This is a genomic window from Pseudomonas sp. IT-P176 (assembly GCF_949767245.1).
Taxonomy (GTDB): Bacteria; Pseudomonadota; Gammaproteobacteria; order Pseudomonadales; family Pseudomonadaceae; genus Aquipseudomonas.
Genome location: NZ_CATKPN010000056.1, coordinates 21,676 through 43,691 on the forward strand (window position 1 = coordinate 21,676; position 22,016 = coordinate 43,691).

Consider the following 22,016-nt stretch of genomic DNA (forward strand, 5'->3'; position numbering starts at 1 on the left):
AGACTGACGCAAAGGCGGGGGAGTTCAGGTTCAGGTCGGTTTATTTGCGTTGGGGTCGCCGCTGCGCTCGTCGTTCATCCCTGATAGCGTCCGCTGCGTTGGTGCCACTCGCGACTGCCGGCGACCCAGGCTTTGACCCCGCCGAGAAATCGCTCGAGTTCCCAACTGGCCCCTGGCAACACCCGCTGTTCGGCCGCCTCGTAGGCATACACGACGTCGTCATGGATCTTCGCCGCCAGGCCCATGGCGTCGGCTAGCGAGCAGTGCTGCTGGGCGGCCAACAGCCGCGGCAGGTTGAAGTCCTCCTGCTCGGTGAGGCTTTCCTTGTGGGCGGAATAGAGGTCGTTGGCCAGGATGGTGGCACTGGCCGCGAGTGTGGTGACCCGGCGCACCAAGGGCGCGGAGTAGAGATTGGCCGGCAGTTCATAACCGCCGATGACGTCGATCAGCGACATGCACGGCAGGAAGCTGTTGACCTGGCGGTGGGCCAAGTACTCCCAGACTCGGGGTGGTTGTTTGGTCATGCGCCAGGAGGCTTCCGCCCCCATGGTCACGAACATGGCGATGATCTCGTGTCGGACCCTCGCCACTTGCGCCGGCGTGGCGAACCCCGCTACACGCGCCATGTAGGCACGTAACCCCTTGAGCACGGGGTCGGCATTCAGGGCCTGGTGCAGATCGGGCGCAAACTCATAGCTCAGGTGCGCAGGCTCCAGGGCAGCCAATGCCAGGGACAGGCGTGCGCCCACCAACTCCGGCACCGATCCACACTGCTCGTCATCGCAGTAGTAGTCATCCACCGCGAACAGCGCGGCGATGCACTGCGCTGAAAGTAAGAGGCGCTCGGGTGCGTCGGTGTCCGGATGGCACAGCATGGCGAAGCGACCGAACTGCGCGCCACGCAATTTCGGCATCTGCCCGGCGAAAATGCCGACTTGCTCGACCCAGGGGATCAGCAATGTGTCGACCTGCTGCCCGAGCGGCTCGTTTATCCGTACCGGTTCGGGGCAGTGCAGGGGCGGTATCACCCAGGGAAGATCAAGTGAATGGCTCATGGCGTTCTACCTCACCGGCAGCTTTCGCTGTTCGCTGCTCAGCACTGGCGCTGGGCGAGTTCCTTCCAGCGTCGCAATCCGCCGGGGCCAACCTGCTGAAAGATCCGCACGAACCAGACGCTGAACATTTCTGGGCTGGCTGCGATGAGGCGATCCAGGTCGGCGAGTTTCTGCCAGCGCCAGGCGTGGGCTTCCTCGGGGTTGGCAAGGGGCGCGCAGCGGCTGATACCGGCGAATACATGGTCGTACTCGTGTTCGATCAGCTGATTCGACACCGGCTCGTGGTAGAGCAGGGTGGTGACCGGCGTGAGCCGGCAGCGCAGGCCCATTTCCTCGTGCAGCCGGCGCCTGGCCGCCGCACGTGTACGCTCCCCGGGCCGCGGGTGTCCGCAGCAGGTATTGGTCCACAGCCCCTGGGAGTGGTACTTGCCCAAGGCTCGTTGCTGCAACAGCAGGCGGCCGTTGCTATCGAAAATGAACACCGAGAAGGCCCGGTGCAGCAGGCCTTGCTGGTGGGCGTAGAGTTTGCCTGCCGAGCCGATCTCGCGGTCTTGCAGATCAACCAGAATCAGCGACTCTTCCATTGCCTGGCTCCACGTGACCGGTTTCGCTCGTACTGTGGCGCAAAGATTCGATCCTGCCTACTGTCAGAACTGTCAGGTCCGCGGTGCTAACAGCAAGCCGCGCAACATCAGCTCCAGAGCTGCCAACGCTTCGTCCAGGCGTTCGGCGGGAGCTTGATCGCGGGCGATCCACAGGGCGGCGTGGACCAGGCTGCCGTTGATCAGGCGTGCCAGGGCCTGGGGTGGGGCGGCAGCGATGGTCTGCCGCTCCATCAACTGTTCGAGCAGGCGGGTGAGGGTGGCGATGCAGTCCATTTGCAGCGACAGTGTCAGGTCGCCCAGCACGGCCGGGGCATCGAGCAGCATGATGCGCTGGATCTCGGTTTCCTGGGCCATCTGCAGGTACGCGGTGCAGCGCTGGCAGAAGCCGCTCCAGGGGTCGCTGGCAACGGCTGAGATGGCGTCGAGCCGGGCGTCCATTTCGCCGTCGATCTGCGCGACTACCGCCGCCAGCAGGCCTTTCTTGTCGCCAAAATGGTGATACAACGCGCCACGCGTCAAGCCAACGTCGGCGGTCAAGTCGTCCATTGAGGTGGCGCCATAGCCCTGGGTGGCGAAGGCGTGGCGGGCGCTGCTGATCAATTTGGCGCGGGTCTGCTCGATCATTTCGGCGCGTGGTCGCTGGCCCATGGTGTCCCTCACGGTTTTTTCGGTTTGACATACGACGCGTATGTTTGCATGCTTTTGTACATACGCGGCGTATGTATTTTTACCACGTCGACGCTTTATGGCAAGTTGCATGCCCCAAAAGAGGATGGAACCCGATGGCAAACCCCTATTCGGCCTTGTTCAAGGCACCCGGCAGCCGGGCCTTTGTGCTGGCCGGGATGATTGCGCGCATGCCGATTTCCATGACCGGCATCGGCCTGATCACCATGTTGTCGCAGCTGCACGGCGGTTATGCATTGGCCGGTGCCGTGGCCGCGACCTTTGCCTTGGCCACGGCCGTGTGTGCTCCCCAGGTGTCGCGCCTGGTCGACCGTTACGGTCAGGGCCGGGTGCTGCCCATCGCCGCGTTGCTTGGCGGTGGTGCGCTGTTGCTGCTGTTGCTCTGTACCCGCTTGCAGGCGCCGCACTGGACCCTGTTTGTATTCGCCGCGTTGGCCGGTTGCATGCCGAGCATGTCGGCGATGGTGCGGGCGCGCTGGACCGAGATCTACCGCGGCAAGCCTCAATTGCAGACCGCCTACGCCCTGGAGTCGGTGCTGGACGAGGTCTGTTTTATCGTCGGCCCGCCGCTCTCGGTGGGGCTGTGCGTGGTGGCCTTTCCCGAGGCCGGGCCGCTGGCGGCACTGCTGGCGTTGGCCATCGGGGTCAGTGCGTTTGTCCTGCAGCGCAGCACCGAGCCTGGCGTGCATCCCCATGACCAGGCGCAACCCGGCTCGGCCATCGCCTCGGTGCACGTGCGCTGGTTGATCCTGCTGATGGTCGCCCTGGGCACCATCGTCGGCGTGGTCGACGTGGTCAGCGTGGCCTTCGCCCAACAGCAAGGGCAGCCGGCGGCGGCGAGCATTGTGCTCTCGGTGTATGCCATCGGCTCCTGCCTCGCGGGCCTGGCATTTGGTGCGCTGAAAACCGAGGTGCCGCTGCCGCGCCTGTTCCTCTATGGCGGGGTGGCGACGGCGCTGACCACGCTGCCGTTGCTGCTGGCGAGCAACATTGTCGGGCTGGCACTGACGGTATTCATCGCCGGGCTGTTTTTTGCCCCGACCCTGATTGTCGCCATGGCCCTGGTCGAACGCATCGTGCCGCCGGCCAAGCTCACCGAGGGCCTGACCTGGCTGGTGACCGGCCTGAGCATCGGCGTGGCCATCGGCGCCGCCGGTTCCGGCTGGCTGGTGGACGCCTTTGGCGCGCGCAGTGGATTCTGGCTGGCGATTGTCGCGGGGGCGGTGGTGCTGGGGGCGGCAGTCCAGAGCTATCGTCGCTTGCCCTGAGTGAACGGCACTTTTAGTAGTAGGGGCAATTGTGCCCAACGACTGCTCCTAAAAGGAACACTTGTACGTGGGTGAGGCATCCTGTCGAGTGCTGAATGTAGGGCCGGTCTGTGGCTTGCGTAGGATCGGTCTTGATCAGCCTTGGAGGGCTGGTTTTGCTATGTGGGATGGAACTAGGGTTCGGGGTTTTAAGACAGGCTGAAAACGCCATGGAGCCCGCCTCGTGTCCACCCAATTACCCAGATTTTTCGACCACAACCGGCATAAGCTGCGGGTCGAGGGGGTCGAGGCGCCGCTCGACGTGCTCGCTTTCGAAGGCGAAGAGCAGCTCAGCCAACCGTTCAGCTACCGCATCGAATTCACCAGCAGTGCCGGGGAGATCGAGGCCGCGCAGATGCTCGGCCAGCGTGGGCAGTTGAGCCTGTACGCCTTGGCGTCGAAGGTGCCGGTGTTCAGCTTCAGCGCCCCCGACGTGGTCCTGCCCTTGCGCACGTTGCGCGGTGTGGTCACAGCTTTTCGACGCCTGTCCGGCTCGGCCGATGAAGCGCGTTATGAACTGACCCTGCAACCGCGCCTGGCGTTGCTGGCGCGGGGCAAGCAGTTTCGTATCTACCAGCACCAATCGGTGCCGCAGATCGTCGAGAGCATCCTGCGCAGCCGCCACGATTTTGAAGGCCAGGACTTTTTTTTCGACCTGCTGCGCGAGTACCCTAAGCGCGAGCAGGTGATGCAGTTCGGTGAAAGCGACCTGGCCTTTATCTCGCGGCTGCTGGCCGAGATCGGGATCTGGTACCACGTCACCAGCGACGAACGCCTGGGCATCGACGTGGTGGAGTTGCACGACGCCCAACGTCACTATCAGTTCGACGTCGAACTGCCGTATCGACCGACCTCCGGCCTGAGCAGCAGCGCCCAGGACGCCGTCTGGCAACTGCAGACTCGTCACCAGGTGGTGGAGCAACACGTTCACTTTCGCGCCTACGACCCACGCCAGGCCAACGCCTGGCTCAAGGGCGACGTGGACCAGAGCCGCGGGGCGAGCAGCACCTACGGCGAGGCCTATCTGTACGCCGAACCGTATACCGAATTGGGCGACGCCCTCGATCAGGACGAAGAGCTGCAAAGCGAGAGCGGCTTTTTCTACGCCCGCCTGCGCCACGAGCGTTACCTCAACGACCAGACGCAACTCAGCGGCATCAGCAGCAGCGCCACCCTGGCGCCGGGCCAGGTCTTGAACATTTCCGGCGCTGCGCCCCAGGCCTTTGCCCCTGGCGCGTTGATCACTCACCTGAGCCTAAGCGCCGCCCGCGACCGCAGCCTGGAGGTCAGTTTCCAGGCCATTCCCTACTCGGACAGCGTGTGCTTCCGCCCGCCGGTCCCGAGCAAACCGCAGATCGCCGGCACCGTGCCGGCGCGGGTCACCAGCAACCGGGCCAACGACCCCTACGGCCACATCGACCTCGAAGGGCGCTACAAGGTCAACCTGCTGTTCGACCGCGACAGCTGGAAACCCGGCGAAGAAAGCCTGTGGCTACGCCTGGCCCGCCCGTACGCCGGCGACACCCACGGCCTGCACCTGCCGCTGATCGCCGGCACCGAAGTGGCCATCGCCTTCGAACAGGGCGACCCGGATCGCCCCTACATCGCCCACGCCCTGCACGACAGCCAGCACCCCGACCCCGTGACCCTGCGGAATTACAAACGCAACGTGCTGCGCACCCCGGCCAACAACAAATTGCGTTTGGACGACAGCCGTGGCGAGGAGCACATCAAGCTCAGTACCGAGCACAGCGGTAAGAGCCAGCTGAACCTCGGGCATGTCGTTGATGACAAGCGCCAACCCCGAGGCCAGGGCGCGGAGCTGCGCACCGATGGGCACGGGGTTATTCGTGCCGGCAGCGGCGTCTTCATCAGCGCTGATGCACAGCCCAAAGCCCAGGGACCGATGCTGGACATGACTGCTGCGCTGGGCCGGTTGCAACAGGCCGGCGACCAACTGGAAAGGGTGTCGGCCGATGCCCAGGCCGCCAACGCCGATCCCGCCGATGTACAGGCGCAATTGCAGTTGCTCAAACAAGACCTGGAACAGCTCAAGTCGTCCGTGTTGTTGCTCAGCGCGCCACACGGCATAGCACTCACGAGCGGCAAACAGCTGCAGTTGGCCGCGCAAAACAACCTGATGCTCAGCGCCGGTGCGCAAGCGGACATCAGCGTGGCCAAGCGGTTATTCATGGGGGTGGGGCAGGGGTTAAGCCTGTTTGTGCGCAAGCTGGGCATCAAGCTGATCGCCAACCAGGGCCCGGTGAGCGTCCAGGCGCAGAACGACACGCTGCAACTGATGGCCCGCCATGGCCTGGAGATCACCAGCACCGAGGATGAAATCCGCATCACGGCGAAGAAAAAAATCACCCTCAATGCCGGGGGTAGCTACATCACCCTGGATGCCTACGCTATCGAGTCCGCGACGGCAGGAGACGTCCGTATCAAGGCGGCGCACTTCGAGTACGTTCCGGGCAAGGTTGCGCAGGCCGCACGGCTCGGGGCACTGCCAGCCCCCATCGATCCGCCGCTGGCGTTCAACCAGCAATTTCGGATATTCGCCGATGACGCCGAGCAGGTCCTGGCCAATATGCCTTACAAGATCACCGCAGCCGGCGGCAAAGTCTGGAAAGGCAATACCGACAGCCAAGGCTTTACGGAGCGTGTCTTCACCGCCAACCCTGAAGAGCTTTCGCTGAGCTATGGCCTGGAAGAAGAGGAGGAAGAGGAAGAACTCGACGGCATCACCCTGCGCCTGGGCCTGTTCTTTGATGGCACCGGCAACAACCAGGCTAATGCCGCCGCTACCGAACAATGCCGGCGCGAGGATCTGCAGTTATTCGACCGCGACGAACTGGCAAGCATCGTCCAGCAGTGTGAGCGGTATGGATTTGATGGGTTCGATGGGGATGGATTCGACCGGGGGCCGGATGACAGTTTTGGGAATGCACCGAGTAATGTGGCGCATTTATTCAACCTGTATCCAGACAGTACTGCGACGCCAGTAACGCCTGCTACAGAGATCGTTTATCTCAAGGTCTATCTAGACGGCATCGGTACACGAAGTGGTGGCAGCGACTCACTTTTCGGTCAGGGCACGGGGCGAGGGGAAACCGGGGTTGTGGCGCGGGTGGAGCAAGCGCCAGAGGCTATCATAGGTCAACTTCGTGACTTTACGGGTGCCAACCCCGGGACTTCCATTCGCCGTATCGAGTTCGACATCTTTGGCTTCAGTCGTGGCGCCGCCGCTGCGCGGCATTGCGCCAACGAGCTGCTCAAACCGGGTCGAGGCCTGTTCAGCGAATTGCTGCAAGGCGGTCGCTTCGGCCTGCAGGCCAGTTTCGACCCTGCGGTGGATGTCAGCCTCAACCTGATCGGCCTGTTCGACACCGTCGCCGCCATCGTCGGCCTGGACCTCGATCCGGCCAACGATCACAACCCGGGGGTCAACCTGTACCTGCCCCCCGGTTGCGCACGCCAGGTCATCCAGTTGCAGGCCCGGGACGAGTGTCGGCACAACTTCGCGCTCAACAGCGTATTGCACGGCCATCAACAAATCAGCCTGCCCGGGGTGCATTCGGACATTGGCGGTGGTTACCTGCCGCGTGGTCGCGAATGCCTGTGGTTGACCCAGCCACGCCGTATCAGCCTACCGGCCCACCGCCCGATTACCAGCCATCCGTTGTGGGCGCAAGCCCATGCCCAGGTGCAGGCGCTGCGTGCCAGTGGCCTGGCTGGGGAGGGCCAACTGACGATCAAGAGTTGGCCGCTCTCCCGCGCGCCGAGCGGCAAGCTGGAGCCCCTTGAGCAGGAGCACCTGCTGACGATTGAACTGGAGCGCCCGATGCGCGGCGAGTTGGCGCTGGTAGCGCTGCGGGTCATGCGTGAATTGGGCGTGCGTCATGGGGTGCCGTTCAAAGAACTTGAAGCACGATCTGACTTGGCGATACCGATCGACTTGCAACCGATTGCCGAGCACATCCTGGATCAGGTTCTGGCAGGTCAGGAGGTCTGTCTCGATCCTGCCCAGGAGCGCTTGTTACGGGGTCGCTACGTCCATCAGTCCGCGCACTGGATTCCCAAGAGGGGAATGTTGATCAACAAGCCAGCGGCCGACAACACGCGCAATATCTACTCCAACCAACCGCAGAAGGGTTACCCGCAGTGACGCGCTCGCTCGTGCTGGCTGCGCTGTTGTTCAGCCTGTGCGCCTGCGCCAGCGGGCCGAGGCCGCCCGCACCTCCCAAGCTGCCTTACAACAGTTGGTATGTCGGTCTCGCCGCACCGCGTTTTATGGAGGTCTGGGTCGAGACCGTGGATGTTTTGGATCAGCGTGGCTTGGCGTTTTTTCATGTGTTTGGCGGAGTCGCCAGTTACACAGGCCAAGCAAAAGGGTGGCACAAAGGAGGGGGGGCAACGAAGCCCGTGAGCAACGTCGACTTGCCGGAACGGCTGTTCCTGCGCTGGCAATCGCTGGTAGAGCCGCAGGCGTACAAGATCCGCATCCCGATTCCGCAATGGGTACGCGACGAGATGGTGAGGCCGGAGCGGGTGTTTTGCGAAGCCGACCAAGCAGACGTAACGCTGTATCGCAACAGAATAACTCTGGGCATGGCCCCCGGTGGCATCGTAAAGGTCTGGGTGGGAGCGGGCTGCCTGGGCTTCAAGGAGGTCGGGCGTTTTCAGGCGGAGATCGAGCCGCTGGGTCCGTACCGGGGCAAGAGCAACGGCCAGTACATTCCCATAGAGCCTGAGAACAAAGCCTATATCGACCAACACGGAATCCCCTATGGCACTTGGTAAGTTGATTCCGCTCAAGCGCCTGACCTTGCTGATTACGCTGTTGTTCAGCCTGTGCGCCTGCGCGAGCGGGCCGAGGCCGCCCGCACCACCCAAGCTGCCCTACAGCAGTTGGTATGTCGGTCTCGCTGCACCGCGTTTTATGGAGGTCTGGGTCGAGACCGTCGATGTGCTGGATCAGCGTGGCATGGCGTTTTTTCATGTGTCTGGAGGCGTCGCAAGTTATACCCGCAAACCAGAAGGGTGGCACAAGGGTGGAGGGTCGATGATGCCCGTGAGCAACGTCGACCTACCGGAACGGCTGTTCCTGCGCTGGCAATCTTTGGTAGAGCCGCAGGCCTACAAGATCCGTATCCCGATTCCGCAATGGGTGCGCGACGAGATGGTCAAGCCGGAGCGGGTGTTTTGCGAAGCGGACCAAGAAGACGTAACGCTCTATCGCAACAGAATAACTCTGGGCATGGCCCCCGGTGGCGTCGTAAAGGTCTGGGTGGGAGCGGGCTGCCTGGGCTTCAAGGAGGTCGGGCGTTTTCAGGCGGAGATTGAGCCACTTGGGCCTCATCGCAATGGCAACGGTATTTATTACCGAGCACCGAAACCCGAAGCCCAAGCCTATATCGACCAGCACGGTATCCCCTATGGCACTTGGTAAGTTGATTCCGCTCAAGCGCCTGACCTTGCTGATTGCGCTGTTGTTCAGCCTGTGCGCCTGCGCGAGCGGGTCGAGGCCGCCCGCACCTCCCAAGCTGCCTTACAACAGTTGGTATGTCGGTCTCGCCGCACCGCGCTTTATGGAGGTCTGGGTCGAGACCGTGGATGTGCTGGATCAGCGTGGCTTGGCGTTTTTTCGTGTACATGGGGGGGTAGCCGGCTACACCCGCAAACCCGAGGGTTGGCATAAGGGTGGCGGGAAAATGAAACCGATAAACAACGTCGACCTGCCGGAACGGCTGTTCCTGCGCTGGCAATCGCTGGTAGAGCCTCAGGCCTACAAGATCCGCATCCCGATTCCGCAATGGGTGCGCGACGAGATGGTCAGGCCGGAGCGGGTGTTTTGCCAAGGCTCCAAAGAGTGGATAGATGACTATCGGGAGATGATCACCTTAGGCATGGCCCCCGGCGGCATCGTCAAGGTCTGGGTGGGTGGGGCGTGCCTGGGCTTCAAGGAAGTCGGGCGTTTTCAGGCGGAGATTGAGCCGCTGGGTCCGTACCGGGGCAAGAGCAATGGCCAGTACATTCCCATAGAACCGGAGAACAAAGCCTATATCGACCAGCACGGTATCCCCTATGGCACTTGGTAAACATCAGGTTCTGATTATCTCAGGGCACTTTCGTTTAAATCAGTCGTTATATGTGCGAACAAAGGAGTAACGCCATGCAAACGGTCAGGCATGCGGGAAGTACCAGTAGCGCAGGGGACGCGGTGACCAAGGTGGTCTCTGCGGACAACGCCTTGAGGTGGGTTTAGGCGAATGGGCGAATGGGGACCGGCAAAATAAACCGTCCCCATTTCCGCAGTGGATTCTGGCTGGCGATTGTCGCGGGGGCGGTGGTGCTGGGGGCGGCAGTCCAGAGCTATCGTCGCTTGCCTGCTTGATCAGGACTGCTTGGCCTGCATGGCTCCCATAACAAAAACGCCGCTGGCCCATTCCTGGGGCAGCGGCGTTTGCGGTTGGCGGTTTAAAAGTTGTAGGTCATGTCCGCCGTGACGGTGCGACCTTCGCCGTAGTAACAGTCCAGCGTGCTGTTGCAGGCGGCGACGTATTTCTTGTCTTCGATGTTTTCCAGGTTCAGTTTGACCTTCACGCCTTTGACCCGCAGGGGCGATTTTTCCAGGTCGTAGGAGAGCATGCCGTCGTACACGGTGTAGGACGGAATCTGGAACGAATCTTCCTCGTAGTCCGAGCCGTAGCTGCTGCGCACGTAACGCACGCCCAGGCCAGCGCCGAGACCGGCGAGCGCGCTGTGGTCGAAGCTGTAGTCAACCCATGCCGAAGCGGTCAGCGGCGGGTTCATGGCTATGGTACGACCCTCGCGACCATCGTTGGTGCTCTGCCACTTGATCTGGTTGCGCGACACCGAACCCAACACGCGCAGGTTCTGGGTGACGTTGACCTTGCCTTCCAGCTCCACGCCGCGCGAGCGCACCGCGCCGCTCTGGATACTGAAGCCTGGGTTGTCGAGGTCGTTGGTCAGCATATTCTCCTGGTCGATCTGGTACACCGACAACTGGATGAAGCCGTCGATCGCGGTCGGCTCGTACTTGACGCCCACTTCATACTGCTTGCCTTCGGTTGGCTTGAAGGCTTTTTCATTCATGTCCACGCCGGTTTGCGGCAGGAACGATTCGGCGTAGCTGACGTAGGGCGTCAGGCCGTTCTCGAACAGGTAGCCAAAGCCGGCCCGGCCGGTGAACTTCTCATCCGTGGACTTGGTGTCAGCCATGGTGCTGCCTGGCTGGGTGTTTTCGGTGGTGGCGTAGTCATAACGCCCACCGAGGGTCAGGAACCACTTGTCCCACCGCATCTGGTCCTGCACGTACAGGCCGGTCTGCTTGACTGTGTTGTCCCAGCGGTACGGTTGGCTGAAGGTGAACTCGCTGCCATAGACCGGGTTGAACAGGTCGATGGCCGGGCCGTTGCGGTCGTACAGGCCGAGGAACTTGGTGTTGAAGTGGTAGTAGTCCACGCCCAGCAGTACGGTGTGGTCGAGCTCACTGGTCTTGAACTTGGCCTGGGCGGTGCTATCGATGCCGTAGACCTTGTTGGTCTGCGACCAGTCCACGCCGAAGCGTTTCTGGTAGCGGTTGTCGTCAACGCCGGTGGCCGGGTTGGGAATGTAGGAGTAGCCGTGCAGCGGCGCGACGTACTGGTCATCCACGTAGGCGTAGCTGGTGCGTTGCTTGAGGGTCCAGATGTCGTTGAGTTCGTAGGCCGCGTCATAGCCGACCACAAATTGCTCGCGGTCGTATTTGTTCAGGCCTGGCTCACCGAGGAACAGGTCGCGGCTGATCTTGCCATTGGGGCTCTTGAACACCGTGCCTTCTGCCGGCAGGCCCTGGGCTTCCGGGGTGTCGCGGTCTTTCTGGTACTGGGCGAACAGCGTCACGCTGGTGCGCTCGTTCGGCAGCCAGGTCAGGCTCGGCGCCAGCAGCATGCGGTTGGTGTCGGCGTAGTCGATGTTCGAGTTAGCGTCGCTGGCCAGGCCGGTCAGGCGATAGAGCAACTCGCCCTGGTCGTCGATCGGGCCGGCGAAGTCGAAGGCGCCGTACTTGCGGTCGTAACTGCCGGTGCCCAGGACCACTTCATGCAGCGGCGTGGCGGTCGGGCGCTTGCCCACCAGGTTGACGATCCCGCCTGGCTGGTTTTGTCCGTAGAGCACCGAGGCCGGCCCCTTGAGCACTTCGATGCGCTCCAGGGTGTAGGGGTCGATCTGCAGCGAGCCGCCGGTACTGCCGCCGCCGTAGGGCAGGTGCAGGCCGTCGAGGTACACCGGGGTCGGGGTGAAACCGCGGGAGGTCGGCTCGTCGAAAATCCCCACGCGGTCGGAGAAACCGCCGCCGGTCATGCCCGCGGTGTAGCGCAGCGCTTCGGTGACGGTCTGCGCGCCACGGGATTTGACTTCGTCGGCGGTGACCACGTTGACGGTCTGCGGGATTTCATTCAGCGGTGTATCGGTTTTGGTCCCGGTGCCGCTGCGCTTGGCCACAATCCCGTCAACCGGCCCCCATGCCGATTCCTGGGTCGCAGAAATGTTGGTCGGGTCCAGGTCCACGGAGTTCGCGCTGCTGCGGGTGCGCAGGGTCAAGGTATTGCCCTGGACGCTGTAGTTGATGCCGGTGCCTTGCAGCAACTGGGCGATTGCCGCGTTGGAATCCAGGCTGCCCTTGATCGCGGTGCTGCGCAGGCCGGCGACATCGTCCGGGCTGTACAGCACTTGCAGGTTGGTCTGGCGACCGAATTCCTGCAGCGCGCTACCCAGTGGCTGGGCCTGGATGTTGACCTCGACCACCTGCGCCTGGGCCTGGCCGATCAGCGGCGCGGTCAGTGCCAGGGCGCACAGGGTCGGCAGCCGTGGACGAAAGGAATGGCGGATCAGCAGGGCCTTGGCCAGTGGGTGGAGTCCGTGTGGTGCGGGCATTATTCTTTTACTCTTCAATGCGTTGACTGAGAATTATTTGTACCTTCTGTTAGTAAGACGCGAGCCCTTGGAAAAACCGGAAAGGCTTGATGAGGTTTTTTACGAAATTTTCACAATCAGGTCGGTGATGCAGACGCGCAGCCCTGCCGTGTCATCACCAATTGCCCCCCAGCGCCTTGTACAAGCCAATGCTGGCCTGCAACCGCGCCAGGCGCAGTTGCACGTTCAAGTCCTGGGCGGCGAACAGGGTGCGTTGGGTTTCCAGCACGCTGAGCAAATCCTCGGCACCGGCCTGGTAGCGGCTCTGGGCGATGTCGAAGGCGGTCTGGGCCTGGGCCAGTTCCTCGCCTTGCCATTGGCGTTGCTCATCGAGGCCGCGGATGCTGGTCAGGGCTTTTTCGACGTCGGCAAAGCCATTGATGATCGCCCCGCGATAACTTTCCAGCAGTTCTTGCTGGCGCGCGGTGGCGCGGTCGCGTTCGGCGCTCAGGCGGCCATTGTTGAAGATCGGCGCTACCAGCCCGGCCGTGAGGTTGTAGAACGGACTGCGCAGCAGGTCGCCGAAGGTGTCGGCACCCGAGCCGATATTGGCGCTCAGGGTGACGCTGGGCAGCAGCGCCGCACGGGCCACGGTGACGTCGGCCTGGGCGGCGGCCAGTTGCGCTTCGGCGCGGGCGATGTCGGGGCGGCGGCTGAGTAGGTCGCTGGGTACCCCGCTGGCGATACTCGGCCAGCTCATTTGGGCGAAGTTCAGGTGGCTGCGCGGCAGCGCTTGCACCGGGCGACCGAGCAGGGCCGCGAGGGTGATCCGGGCTTCTGCGGCCTGCTGTTGCACCAGCGGTAATTGCCGCTGTTGGGCCGCGACCAGGCTCTTTTGCTGGGCCAGCTCCAAGGCTGTGGCTGACCCCGAATCGTAGCGGGTCTGCACCAGTTTCAACACGCTTTGCGCGTTGCCCAGGTTCAACTCGGCGATGCGGCTTTGCTCGGCCAGCGACAGGCTTTGGCTGTAACTGTTGGCCACGCTGCTGAGCAGAGTCAGCTCGACGGTTGCCTGATCGAACTCGCTGGCGCGCACCCCTTGCAGCGCGCTGTCACGGGCGGCGTGCCGGGCGCCCCAGAAGTCGATCTCGTAGCTGGCGCTGAGGCTGGCGTCAAAGTAGTCCACCGCCTGGTTGCTGCTGTCGGCGTCCAACTGGCTGTAGCCATTGCCGCGCAGCAGCTTCTGGCGGTTGGCATTCAATCCAGCCTTGACCTCCGGCAGCAACGGGCCACCGGCGATCACCGCCGTCGCCTGGGCCTGACGCACCCGTGCCACGGCGGCTGCCAGGTCATGGCTGCCGAGCTGCGCTTCGGCGATCAGGCTCTCGAGCTCCGGACTGCCGAACGTGGCCCACCATTGCTGGCGGTTTTTCTCGGGCTTGGTGCTGACGGGTGATTGCCAGGCGGGCGGCGCGCTGATGCCGCTGTCCGGGCGCTCGGCGGGGGTCCCGCAGGCACTGAGCAGCAGGCAGGCGCAGAGCAGACTCAAAGGCGGCTTCATAGGTCGATCATTCACTGGTTAGGGCCGTGACCGGGTCGAGCCGGGCAGCTTTACGGGCCGGCATGAAGCCGAAGATTACGCCGGTGACCAGGGCGCAGCCGAAGGCGCCGAGGACCGCGAACAGGGAGAACGCCACGGCCACTTCACTGAGGATCAGCACGCCGCCCACCAGCAAGGCCAGGGCGATCCCGGCAATGCCGCCAACCACCGAGAGCATCACCGCTTCCGTCAGGAACTGGCGCAGGATGTCCCGTTGCCGGGCGCCGGTGGCCATGCGGATGCCGATCTCGCGGGTGCGTTCGCGCACGGTCATGAGCATGATGTTCATCACTCCGATACCGCCCACCAGCAGGGAAATCGCGGCAATCGAGCCGAGCATCAGCGACAGGGTATTCTGCGTACGCGCCTCGGCCTGGATCATCGCTGCGTTGTTGGTCAGCTCGTAGTCCTTCTTGCCGTTGTGCAGCTTGCGCATCAACTGGTCGATGGCCTGTTCGGCTTCCTTGACCTTGCGCGCGTCGGCGGCGGCAATGGCGATGTACTCCGGCTCGTACGTGCCGAACAGGCGCACGCTGGCCGCGGAGTAGGGGATGGCGATGCGGTCGTCGCTGTCCTGATCGCCCGAGCTGGCGCCTTTTTCCGCCAGCACACCGACCACCTGGAACGGCACGTTCTCGATCAGGATGTACTGGCCGATCGGGTCGGCGACGTCCTTGAGCAGTTTGTCGCGGACCTTCTTGCCGATCACCGCCACCGCCGCGGCATTGCGCTCGTCGGCTTCGGTGAAGTAGCTGCCCTCGACCACCGGCCAGTTGAAGATCGCCGGGAAGTTGGTGTCGTTGCCGCCGACGTAGCTCAGGTGGTCGGCATTGCCAAAGCGCACCCCGGCTTCGGCGCCATTGACCGGCATGATGCGCTTGATCTGCGGCAGGCGGGCCAGGGCCGCGACGTCGCTGAGGGTAACTACCCCTGGGGGCGTGCGCGGGTTTGGCGACGAGCCGCTGAGGTAGATGATGTTCGAGCCAAAGGCACCCATCTGCGCCATCACCTGGCGCTTGCTGCCTTCGCCCACCGCCAGCATCACCACCACCGAAGCCACGCCGATGATGATCCCGAGCAGGGTCAGGGCGGTGCGAAAGCGGTTGATCCACATCACCCGCCAGGCCGCGTGCACCGCATCCAGCAGTTCGCCTTTCCAGGCACCGCTGGCTGCGCTGCCCTGGCTCAGGCGTTGGCGCAGGTCGACGGCCTGCAGGGCGCCGGGGTTGGCCGAATGCTGGACCTGCGGGTTGTCGGCGGCACTGTCGCTGATGATCAGCCCGTCGCGGATTTCGATAACGCGCTTGGCCCGGGCCGCGACTTCGCGGTCGTGGGTAATCAGGATCACCACGTGACCCTGGCTCGCCAGTTCATCGAGCAGGGTCATGACCTCGGCGCCACTCTGGCTGTCGAGGGCGCCGGTGGGTTCATCGGCGAGGATGATATGGCCGCCGTTCATCAACGCGCGGGCAATCGACACCCGCTGTTGCTGGCCGCCGGAGAGCTGGTGGGGACGGTTGCCGGTGCGCTCCGCCAGCCCCAGCCGGGCGAGCAGGGCGGCCGCGCGGGCATGCCGTTCGGCGGCCGGGGTGCCGGCGTAGATCGCCGGCATCTCGACGTTTTCCTGGGCCGAGCCCGAGGGAATCAGGTGGTAGCCCTGGAACACAAAACCGAAGGCTTCACGGCGCAGCCAGGCCAGTTCGTCGCTGTCCAGTTGCGCGACGTTTTCCCCGGCAAACCGGTACTCACCGGCGCTCGGGCGATCGAGGCATCCGAGGATGTTCATCAACGTCGACTTGCCGGAACCGGAGGCGCCGACAATCGCCACGAACTCGCCGGCATGAATCGACAGGTCGATGCCGCGCAGCACGTGGACTTCGGGGGCGTCACCGCCGCCGTAGGATTTGCGGATGTGTTTGAGGTCGATCAGCGGCGTTTGCATTCAACCCTCGTTGCCGTCGACCGGACCGATCAGCAGGTGATCGCCCTCATTCACGCCATCGAGGATCTGCACCTGCAAGCGGTCGCTGAGGCCGGTGCTGACTTCCCGGGCTTCAATGCTGCCGTTCTTGGCAACCACCCGCACACTCTGGCTGCCGGCCCTGGCGCCGTTCTGCAGGGCCGAAACCGGAGCGGTGAGCACGTCTTTCGCCGCACCGGCGACAAAAAACACCTGGGTGGTCATCTCCGCCATCAGCGCGTTGTCGGCGTTGTCGACGTCGAGCAATACGGTGTACAGCACCACCCGCGCGCTGCCGCTTTTACCGCTGCTGGACGGGCTGCCACCACCGCTGCCCTGGCCACTCTGGTCCAAGGGCTTGGGCGGCACCGGGAGAATCTGTCGCACCGTGCTTTGCCAGCGCCGCGCACCGCCTGCGAGGGTCGTGAAGTAAGCCTGCATGCCAGGTTTGACGTGGCCGATATCAGCCTCCGAGACCTCGGCCCAGACGGTCATCGGCGACAGTTTGGCGATACGCAGGATCAACGGCGTCTGCTGCTGCGCGTTGAGGGTCTGGCCGGTTCGGGCATCCAGCGCCACCACCGTGCCAGCCATCGGCGCATAGATGCGTGTGTAGCCCAGCTCGGCCTGATCGCTGCGCAGGCTGGCTTCGGCCTGGCGGATCTGGGCCTGGAACATCTGGATGCGAGCCTCGGTGGCGCGCAGTTCGGCGTGGGCGGTCTGCACATCCTCTTCACGGGTGGCGCCGCCGGCGGCGAGGTTCTGCTGGCGCTGGTATTTCTGCCGGGCCAGGTCGTGCTGGGCGCGTTGTTCCTGCAGTTGGGCCTTGAGGTTGTCGATGGAGAAGCGCCCGGCATCGAGCTTGGCGTTCTGGGTCGCGGGGTCGATTTCCACCAGCAGTTGACCTTCCTTGACCACATCCCCGACTTCGACGTGGATGTTCTTGATCTGTCCCGAGGCCTGGGCGCCGACGTCGACATAGCGCCGTGGCTGCAAGGTGCCAAGGGCGGTGACGCTACTCTCGATGTCGCCGCGGCTGACCTGCACCGTGGCGAACTGATCCCGGCCGGGGGCGTTGAGCTGCCAGGCAGCCAGGGCAATAACCGGGATCAGGCAAAGGCCTGCAAGCAAGGCACGGCGGGTCTTTCGCGGGTGTTTCATGCAGGGTTCCGATCAATGGAAATCGTCCCCTGCCGGTTGGCGCAAACAGCGCGACCACAGCCAGGCCCTGCCAGAAATCCCGGCAGTTACGGGGAACTGTCCTTAATACGATGAATTGACGGGCAAATTTAGGCGCTGACACAAAGGGTTACAGCTGCCCGTCGGGATTATTTACCGCGCAATCGACGCAGTGCTTTAAATCTATATGAGAATTACTATAAATTACACACCGCAGATTTGCCATCATCGTGCCGCCATCGTTTTCCTCAGGCGTTGGCCAGGTTCAAGGACAGGTACCGTTTATCAAAGCGGTCGGGAGTCACGTTGGAAAACTACTATCGCGAGCTGGTGCGTTTCCTCAACGCCAAGCTGGGCAACCGCCAGGTGGCCGAAGATGCGGTGCATGACGCCTACGTGAGGGTGCTGGAACGCGCCAGCGACACGCCGATCGAACAGCCACGCGCCTTCCTCTATCGCACTGCCCTGAACCTGGTGATCGATGGTCATCGGCGCAATGTTGCGCGCGCGGCCGAACCGCTGGAAGTGCTCGACAGCGAAGAGCGCTTCCATAGCCCGTCGCCGCAGAACAGTCTCGCGCAAGCGCAGCGCATGGAGCTGTTGCAGCGCGCCCTGGCTGAACTGCCGCCGCTGTGCCGCGAGAGTTTCCTGTTGCGCAAGCTCGAAGGCATGTCCCACCCCGAGATTGCCGAGCACCTGGGCATTTCCCGCAGCCTGGTGGAGAAGCACATCGTCAATGCCATGAAACATTGCCGCTTGCGCATGCGCCAATGGGATGCGGTTTGAGCGGTTGTCGCTCGCTGCAGGCTACAACCACCCCGAGCGTTTAAAGCTGCCCCACAGCGCGACGCAACCCACGCTGATAAACCCCAGCACCGCGAAATAGCCGTAGTGCCAGGTCAGCTCCGGCATGTTCTGGAAGTTCATCCCGTAGATCCCCGCCACCGCTGTCGGAAACGCCAGGATCGCCGCCCAGGCGGCGAACTTGCGTTGCACCACGCTTTGCCGTGACGCCTCCAGCAGCACCCCGATCTCGATGGTCTGGCTGGCAATGTCGCGCAGGGTGGTGAGGTCTTCCATTTGCCGCGTGACATGAATCTGCACGTCCCGAAAGTAGGGGCGCATGTTCTTGTCGATAAACGGAAACTTGAGTTTCTGCAGCTCTTCGCTGATCTCCACCATAGGCGCGGCGTAGCGACGCAGGCGCAACACGTCGCGACGCAGGCCATGCAGGTTCTGGATATCCCGCTCGTTCAGGGCGCTGTTCAGCACGTTGTGTTCCAGCGCGTCGATTTCGCCGTGAATCGCTTCGCCCACCGGCTGGTAGTTTTCAATCACGAAGTCGAGCAGGGCATACAGCACGAAATCTTCGCCATGCTCCAGCAGCAGCGGGCGCGCCTCACAGCGCTGGCGCACATGAGCATAGGAGGCCGAGTGGCCGTTACGGCAGGTGATGATGTAGCCCGTGCCGGCAAAGATGTGAGTCTCGATGAACTCCAGCACGCCGTTCTCGCGCACTGGTGAGTAAGTCACGATAAACAGCGCGTCACCGAAGGTCTCGAGCTTGGGCCGGCTATGTTTTTCCAGGGCGTCTTCGATGGCCAGTTCGTGCAGGTTGAACTGGCGTTGCAGGTTGGCCAGCTCCAGCGCACTCGGCTCTTCGAGGCCGATCCAGACGAAGTGGCCGGGTTTTGCCGCCCAGGCCGCGCCTTCATCCAGGGTGATATTGGTGACTTTCTTGCCGGCGCTGTAGACCGCGGCCGCAACGACTCTACCCATAATTCCGATTCACTTCTTCTTCGCCGATGGCAGTGACAAGCAGGGTGCAGCTTAGCCTGCTTGTGGAGGTCGGGGCGAGGGTAAACCGGAGCGCGGGCTCGGCGCTCAGGCGGCTTGCAGTTGGTGGTCCATGGCCTCGATGCATTCACGCATCTGCTCGCGGCATTGCGCGATCAGTTGCGGCATGTCATCCAGGGTCAGGCCAGCGGTAGGGATCGGCGGCAGCGAGCGGATCAGGATCTGGCCGCTGTTCCAGCGATTGAGGCGCATGTGGTTGATGTAGTTGCTGACGCACACCTGCACGATCGGCACGCCGGCGGCAATCGCCATCTGGAACGCGCCCTTCTTGAACGGCAGCAACTCCTTGCCCAGGTTACGCGTGCCCTCGGGGAACACCCAGATCGAGGTATCTTTGTGCTGCAAGGTGTGGGTGGTGGTGAGCATCGACTGGCGGGCCTTGTGAGCATTGCCGCGGTCGATCAGCACATTGCCGGCCAGCCAGAACAGTTGCCCGAACAGCGGCACCCATTTCAGGCTCTTCTTGCCGATGCACACGGTGCGGTGGGGCACCACGTTGCCGAGCACAAACAAGTCGTAGTTGGACTGGTGGTTGGCAATCACCACGCAGCTTTGCTTTTTGTGGGTCAGCGAGTCGACGTCGGTCTTGACCCGCAGGCGCAGGATGCACATCGCCGGCCAGGCATAGAGGCGGGCGCACAATCGGCTGTTATCCGGATTGAACGGCCGGCACAGCCCAAGCAACACACCCAGCACACCCGCCAAAACAAAATGCAGGCCCATCAACAACATACGAAACAGATACAGCATCTACAGGCCCACCGGAGCAAAAGGTGGCGCAGTGTACGGATGTGCACTGTTTTCGGCAATTGCCGCTATATAGGTAGGAGATGGCCGATGTTTAAGCGCATGTTTCCAACATCTGCTGATGGATGCGGGCTAGAGCGTTTAAGCGCTTTTCGGTTGCCTATGTAGGAAAAACCCCAATGCTTGGCGACAACGCCGCACTTTGTACGATCGAACGCCCGCTCCCACAGGTTTGCTGGCCGTACGCAAAATTTGCGGACCGCCAGATTTACTGTAGGAGCGAGTGCCCGCTTGCGGCTTGCTCGCGATGGACGTCAACGATTACGCATGCTGGCAGAACAAACGCGTTGTTTTTAAGTTCATCGCAAGCAAGCGCAGGCCCTGACCTTAAACCAGGTGAGCCTGGTCCTGGACGATTGCGCTGTCCAGCGCATCCAGCAAGCCCTTGCGAACCTTGAGCTTGGTGTTCTTGTGGGCAGTCATGTTGATCTTCTTCAACTGACGGGCCGCCGCCAGTGCAGCACTTTGCAGCTCCTCGGCCGCTACCACCTTGTCGAGGAAGCCGGCATCCACTGCGCCTTGCGGGTCGAACATCTCGCCATTGATCACCGAACGGTGGAACGCCGACTTGCGCAGGCGATCACGGGCCAGCTCGATGCCGGCGTGGTGCATGGTCATGCCGATCTGCACTTCATTCAGGCCAATGCTGAACGGCCCCTCGACCCCGATCCGGTAGTCAGCCGACAACAGAATGAACGCGCCCTTGGCCACCGCATGCCCAGGGCACGCGACGATCACCGGGAACGGGTGGGCCAGCAGGCGGCGGGCGAGGGTAGAACCGGCAGTCACCAGGCTCACGGCTTCCTTGGGACCCGCCGTCATCACCTTCAGGTCATAACCGCCGGAGAGAATGCCCGGCTGGCCGGTGATGATCACCACCGCCCGATCCGTCACGGCCTGGTCCAGCGCAGCATTAAACGCGGCGATCACGTCCGGGGAGATGGCATTGACCTTGCCATTGCTCAAGGTCAGGGTCGCGATACCGTCTTCGAGGTGGTAGGAAATCAACTCACTCATGACGCTATTCCTTGTATTGAAGTGCAGCAGACGTTACCCATGGCCGTCGGCCAGGTAAAGCGCCATGACTGACCGGCCAGTCAGCCAAACCGGCTCCGCCAGGCATGGCCGGCCACGGCCGCCCGGCATTCCCCTCTATATAGAGGCACGGCCCGGGCCGGAGAATGGCCGGTTTGCCCTACCCACAAAACCGCGCGCCCGAACAAATCTCTTAAGCGCATGAAAATTCTGAAAAAAATGTTTGCCATCAGAAAAGCTTTCGACTACATTAGCGCGCCTCGACAGACAGAACTTGTTTGAAGAGATACGGTGAAGTGTCCGAGTGGCTTAAGGAGCACGCCTGGAAAGTGTGTATACAGGAAACTGTATCGAGAGTTCGAATCTCTCCTTCACCGCCACATTCTGCAAACACAAACCCCCGATTTTCCTAGAGAAAGTCGGGGGTTTGTGGTTTTTGGCGTCTGGAAAAAGGAGGTATGGGAGTCTCCATGAGAACGCCCAATGTTGGTCTGTCCGCGATCTACCCCAGTTTAGGGTGCTTTGGCATTCCAATGACATAGGGGGCTTCATTGCTTCACGTGCCGTAATGGTGGTTGATCATGTTTGCGCTGGTGTAGTCCAACGCTCGACTATCCAGTCGATTGGAATTGCGCCGTGGGGGGCGGCAACTGGTTGTCCCCGTTTCCGTAAGTTGGACGAACATGCCGTCGTATTTCGCAGCGATGTAATCAGCCAGAAGGGTCGTGCCGGCGACTTGTTCTACGCAGTGGGTATGTTCATCGGTGAGGGGCGAACTCCTTGATCAGTATGCAGTGGATTGCAGCAGCAAAAACTCGACCACCCGAATAGGTGCAATTGACTGCGGTTACCACATTATTGCAATTCTCCAGAGCTGGGCGTTTCATCTTCTGGGTTTCCCTGGGTTCGCTGCGCCTACAGTTAGGTTCATGCTACCAATGATTCGTCCGGTTGCTCGTTTGCGTCAGCCAGGATTCCGGGAAGCGCCTCTTCCCCCAGTCACTC

15 protein-coding genes, 1 tRNA gene and 1 pseudogene are annotated in these 22,016 nt (G+C 62.4%); 7 read left to right on the forward strand and 10 right to left on the reverse strand.

Annotated features, from left to right (window positions below; translation table 11 throughout):
- Window positions 1-74 precede the first annotated feature (74 nt).
- The 3 genes from ACM6IP_RS16390 to ACM6IP_RS16400 all read right to left on the reverse strand — a co-directional run bounded on the left by ACM6IP_RS16390 (window position 75) and on the right by ACM6IP_RS16400 (window position 2,308).
- Window positions 75-1,055 carry a family 2 encapsulin nanocompartment cargo protein terpene cyclase gene (locus ACM6IP_RS16390; protein WP_143501122.1) on the reverse strand — a complete coding sequence of 327 codons (981 nt, stop codon included), beginning with the start codon at window positions 1,053-1,055 and terminating at the stop codon, window positions 75-77.
- A gap of 38 nt (window positions 1,056-1,093) precedes the next feature.
- Window positions 1,094-1,639 (reverse strand): isopentenyl-diphosphate Delta-isomerase, encoded by a 546-nt coding sequence (idi, locus tag ACM6IP_RS16395; RefSeq protein ID WP_095165605.1) that lies wholly within the window; start codon window positions 1,637-1,639, stop codon window positions 1,094-1,096.
- A gap of 72 nt (window positions 1,640-1,711) precedes the next feature.
- Entirely contained in the window at window positions 1,712-2,308 is a 597-nt protein-coding gene (locus ACM6IP_RS16400) for a TetR/AcrR family transcriptional regulator (protein ID WP_414861882.1), read from the reverse strand.
- Window positions 2,309-2,442: 134 nt separating this feature from the next.
- Here ACM6IP_RS16400 and ACM6IP_RS16405 point away from each other — a divergent pair, with 134 nt between their 5' ends.
- From ACM6IP_RS16405 to ACM6IP_RS16425, 5 genes and pseudogenes are all read left to right on the forward strand, one after another.
- Window positions 2,443-3,615 (forward strand): MFS transporter, encoded by a 1,173-nt coding sequence (locus ACM6IP_RS16405; RefSeq protein ID WP_414861883.1) that lies wholly within the window; start codon window positions 2,443-2,445, stop codon window positions 3,613-3,615.
- 223 nt (window positions 3,616-3,838) lie between these two features.
- A pseudogene (locus tag ACM6IP_RS16410) lies at window positions 3,839-6,121 on the forward strand (type VI secretion system Vgr family protein); the annotation flags it as partial.
- Between the two features lie 1,697 nt (window positions 6,122-7,818).
- Entirely contained in the window at window positions 7,819-8,457 is a 639-nt protein-coding gene (locus tag ACM6IP_RS16415; protein ID WP_414861884.1) for a DUF2931 family protein, read from the forward strand.
- Entirely contained in the window at window positions 8,444-9,106 is a 663-nt protein-coding gene (locus ACM6IP_RS16420; protein WP_414861885.1) for a DUF2931 family protein, read from the forward strand. The genes ACM6IP_RS16415 and ACM6IP_RS16420 overlap by 14 nt, the downstream gene beginning before the upstream one ends.
- A complete protein-coding gene (locus tag ACM6IP_RS16425; protein ID WP_414861886.1) occupies window positions 9,093-9,755 on the forward strand; it encodes a DUF2931 family protein in 663 nt (220 codons plus the stop codon). The genes ACM6IP_RS16420 and ACM6IP_RS16425 overlap by 14 nt, the downstream gene beginning before the upstream one ends.
- Before the next feature lie 379 nt (window positions 9,756-10,134).
- Here the strand turns inward: ACM6IP_RS16425 and ACM6IP_RS16430 are convergent, their stop codons facing one another.
- From ACM6IP_RS16430 to ACM6IP_RS16445, 4 genes are all read right to left on the reverse strand, one after another.
- Window positions 10,135-12,594 (reverse strand): TonB-dependent siderophore receptor, encoded by a 2,460-nt coding sequence (locus ACM6IP_RS16430; protein ID WP_414861887.1) that lies wholly within the window; start codon window positions 12,592-12,594, stop codon window positions 10,135-10,137.
- A gap of 154 nt (window positions 12,595-12,748) precedes the next feature.
- Window positions 12,749-14,134, reverse strand: coding sequence for an efflux transporter outer membrane subunit (locus tag ACM6IP_RS16435; protein WP_414861888.1), 1,386 nt, complete (start codon window positions 14,132-14,134; stop codon window positions 12,749-12,751).
- 7 nt (window positions 14,135-14,141) lie between these two features.
- Window positions 14,142-16,115, reverse strand: coding sequence for a MacB family efflux pump subunit (locus ACM6IP_RS16440; RefSeq protein WP_414861889.1), 1,974 nt, complete (start codon window positions 16,113-16,115; stop codon window positions 14,142-14,144).
- On the reverse strand, window positions 16,116-17,294 hold the full coding sequence (locus tag ACM6IP_RS16445; RefSeq protein ID WP_159997168.1) for an efflux RND transporter periplasmic adaptor subunit: 1,179 nt from the start codon (window positions 17,292-17,294) through the stop codon (window positions 16,116-16,118).
- A gap of 324 nt (window positions 17,295-17,618) precedes the next feature.
- Between ACM6IP_RS16445 and ACM6IP_RS16450 the strand changes: the two genes are divergently transcribed.
- Window positions 17,619-18,098, forward strand: a complete 480-nt coding sequence (locus tag ACM6IP_RS16450) for a sigma-70 family RNA polymerase sigma factor (RefSeq protein WP_095165594.1) — start codon at window positions 17,619-17,621, stop codon at window positions 18,096-18,098.
- A 21-nt stretch (window positions 18,099-18,119) separates the two neighbouring features.
- Here the strand turns inward: ACM6IP_RS16450 and ACM6IP_RS16455 are convergent, their stop codons facing one another.
- From ACM6IP_RS16455 to ACM6IP_RS16465, 3 genes are all read right to left on the reverse strand, one after another.
- Window positions 18,120-19,091, reverse strand: coding sequence for a magnesium and cobalt transport protein CorA (locus ACM6IP_RS16455; RefSeq protein WP_095165592.1), 972 nt, complete (start codon window positions 19,089-19,091; stop codon window positions 18,120-18,122).
- Window positions 19,092-19,196: 105 nt separating this feature from the next.
- On the reverse strand, window positions 19,197-19,919 hold the full coding sequence (locus ACM6IP_RS16460; RefSeq protein WP_159997166.1) for a 1-acylglycerol-3-phosphate O-acyltransferase: 723 nt from the start codon (window positions 19,917-19,919) through the stop codon (window positions 19,197-19,199).
- A gap of 384 nt (window positions 19,920-20,303) precedes the next feature.
- Complete coding sequence (locus ACM6IP_RS16465) at window positions 20,304-20,993, reverse strand: crotonase/enoyl-CoA hydratase family protein (protein ID WP_095165585.1); 690 nt, start codon at window positions 20,991-20,993, stop codon at window positions 20,304-20,306.
- Window positions 20,994-21,301: 308 nt separating this feature from the next.
- On the opposite strand from ACM6IP_RS16465, the gene ACM6IP_RS16470 reads away from it, so the two are divergent.
- A tRNA-Ser gene (locus tag ACM6IP_RS16470) sits at window positions 21,302-21,391 on the forward strand.
- The last annotated feature ends 625 nt before the right edge of the window (window positions 21,392-22,016 follow it).

Excerpts from the sequence above, each read along its gene's own strand:
- ACM6IP_RS16390 (WP_143501122.1), bottom strand. The coding sequence starts at position 1,055 with ATGAGCCATTCACTTGATCTTCCCTGGGTGATACCGCCCCTGCACTGC.
- idi (WP_095165605.1), bottom strand. The coding sequence starts at position 1,639 with ATGGAAGAGTCGCTGATTCTGGTTGATCTGCAAGACCGCGAGATCGGC.
- ACM6IP_RS16400 (WP_414861882.1), bottom strand. The coding sequence starts at position 2,308 with ATGGGCCAGCGACCACGCGCCGAAATGATCGAGCAGACCCGCGCCAAA.
- ACM6IP_RS16405 (WP_414861883.1), top strand. The coding sequence starts at position 2,443 with ATGGCAAACCCCTATTCGGCCTTGTTCAAGGCACCCGGCAGCCGGGCC.
- ACM6IP_RS16420 (WP_414861885.1), top strand. The coding sequence starts at position 8,444 with ATGGCACTTGGTAAGTTGATTCCGCTCAAGCGCCTGACCTTGCTGATT.
- ACM6IP_RS16425 (WP_414861886.1), top strand. The coding sequence starts at position 9,093 with ATGGCACTTGGTAAGTTGATTCCGCTCAAGCGCCTGACCTTGCTGATT.
- ACM6IP_RS16430 (WP_414861887.1), bottom strand. The coding sequence starts at position 12,594 with ATGCCCGCACCACACGGACTCCACCCACTGGCCAAGGCCCTGCTGATC.
- ACM6IP_RS16435 (WP_414861888.1), bottom strand. The coding sequence starts at position 14,134 with ATGAAGCCGCCTTTGAGTCTGCTCTGCGCCTGCCTGCTGCTCAGTGCC.
- ACM6IP_RS16440 (WP_414861889.1), bottom strand. The coding sequence starts at position 16,115 with ATGCAAACGCCGCTGATCGACCTCAAACACATCCGCAAATCCTACGGC.
- ACM6IP_RS16445 (WP_159997168.1), bottom strand. The coding sequence starts at position 17,294 with ATGAAACACCCGCGAAAGACCCGCCGTGCCTTGCTTGCAGGCCTTTGC.
- ACM6IP_RS16455 (WP_095165592.1), bottom strand. The coding sequence starts at position 19,091 with ATGGGTAGAGTCGTTGCGGCCGCGGTCTACAGCGCCGGCAAGAAAGTC.
- ACM6IP_RS16460 (WP_159997166.1), bottom strand. The coding sequence starts at position 19,919 with ATGCTGTATCTGTTTCGTATGTTGTTGATGGGCCTGCATTTTGTTTTG.
- ACM6IP_RS16465 (WP_095165585.1), bottom strand. The coding sequence starts at position 20,993 with ATGAGTGAGTTGATTTCCTACCACCTCGAAGACGGTATCGCGACCCTG.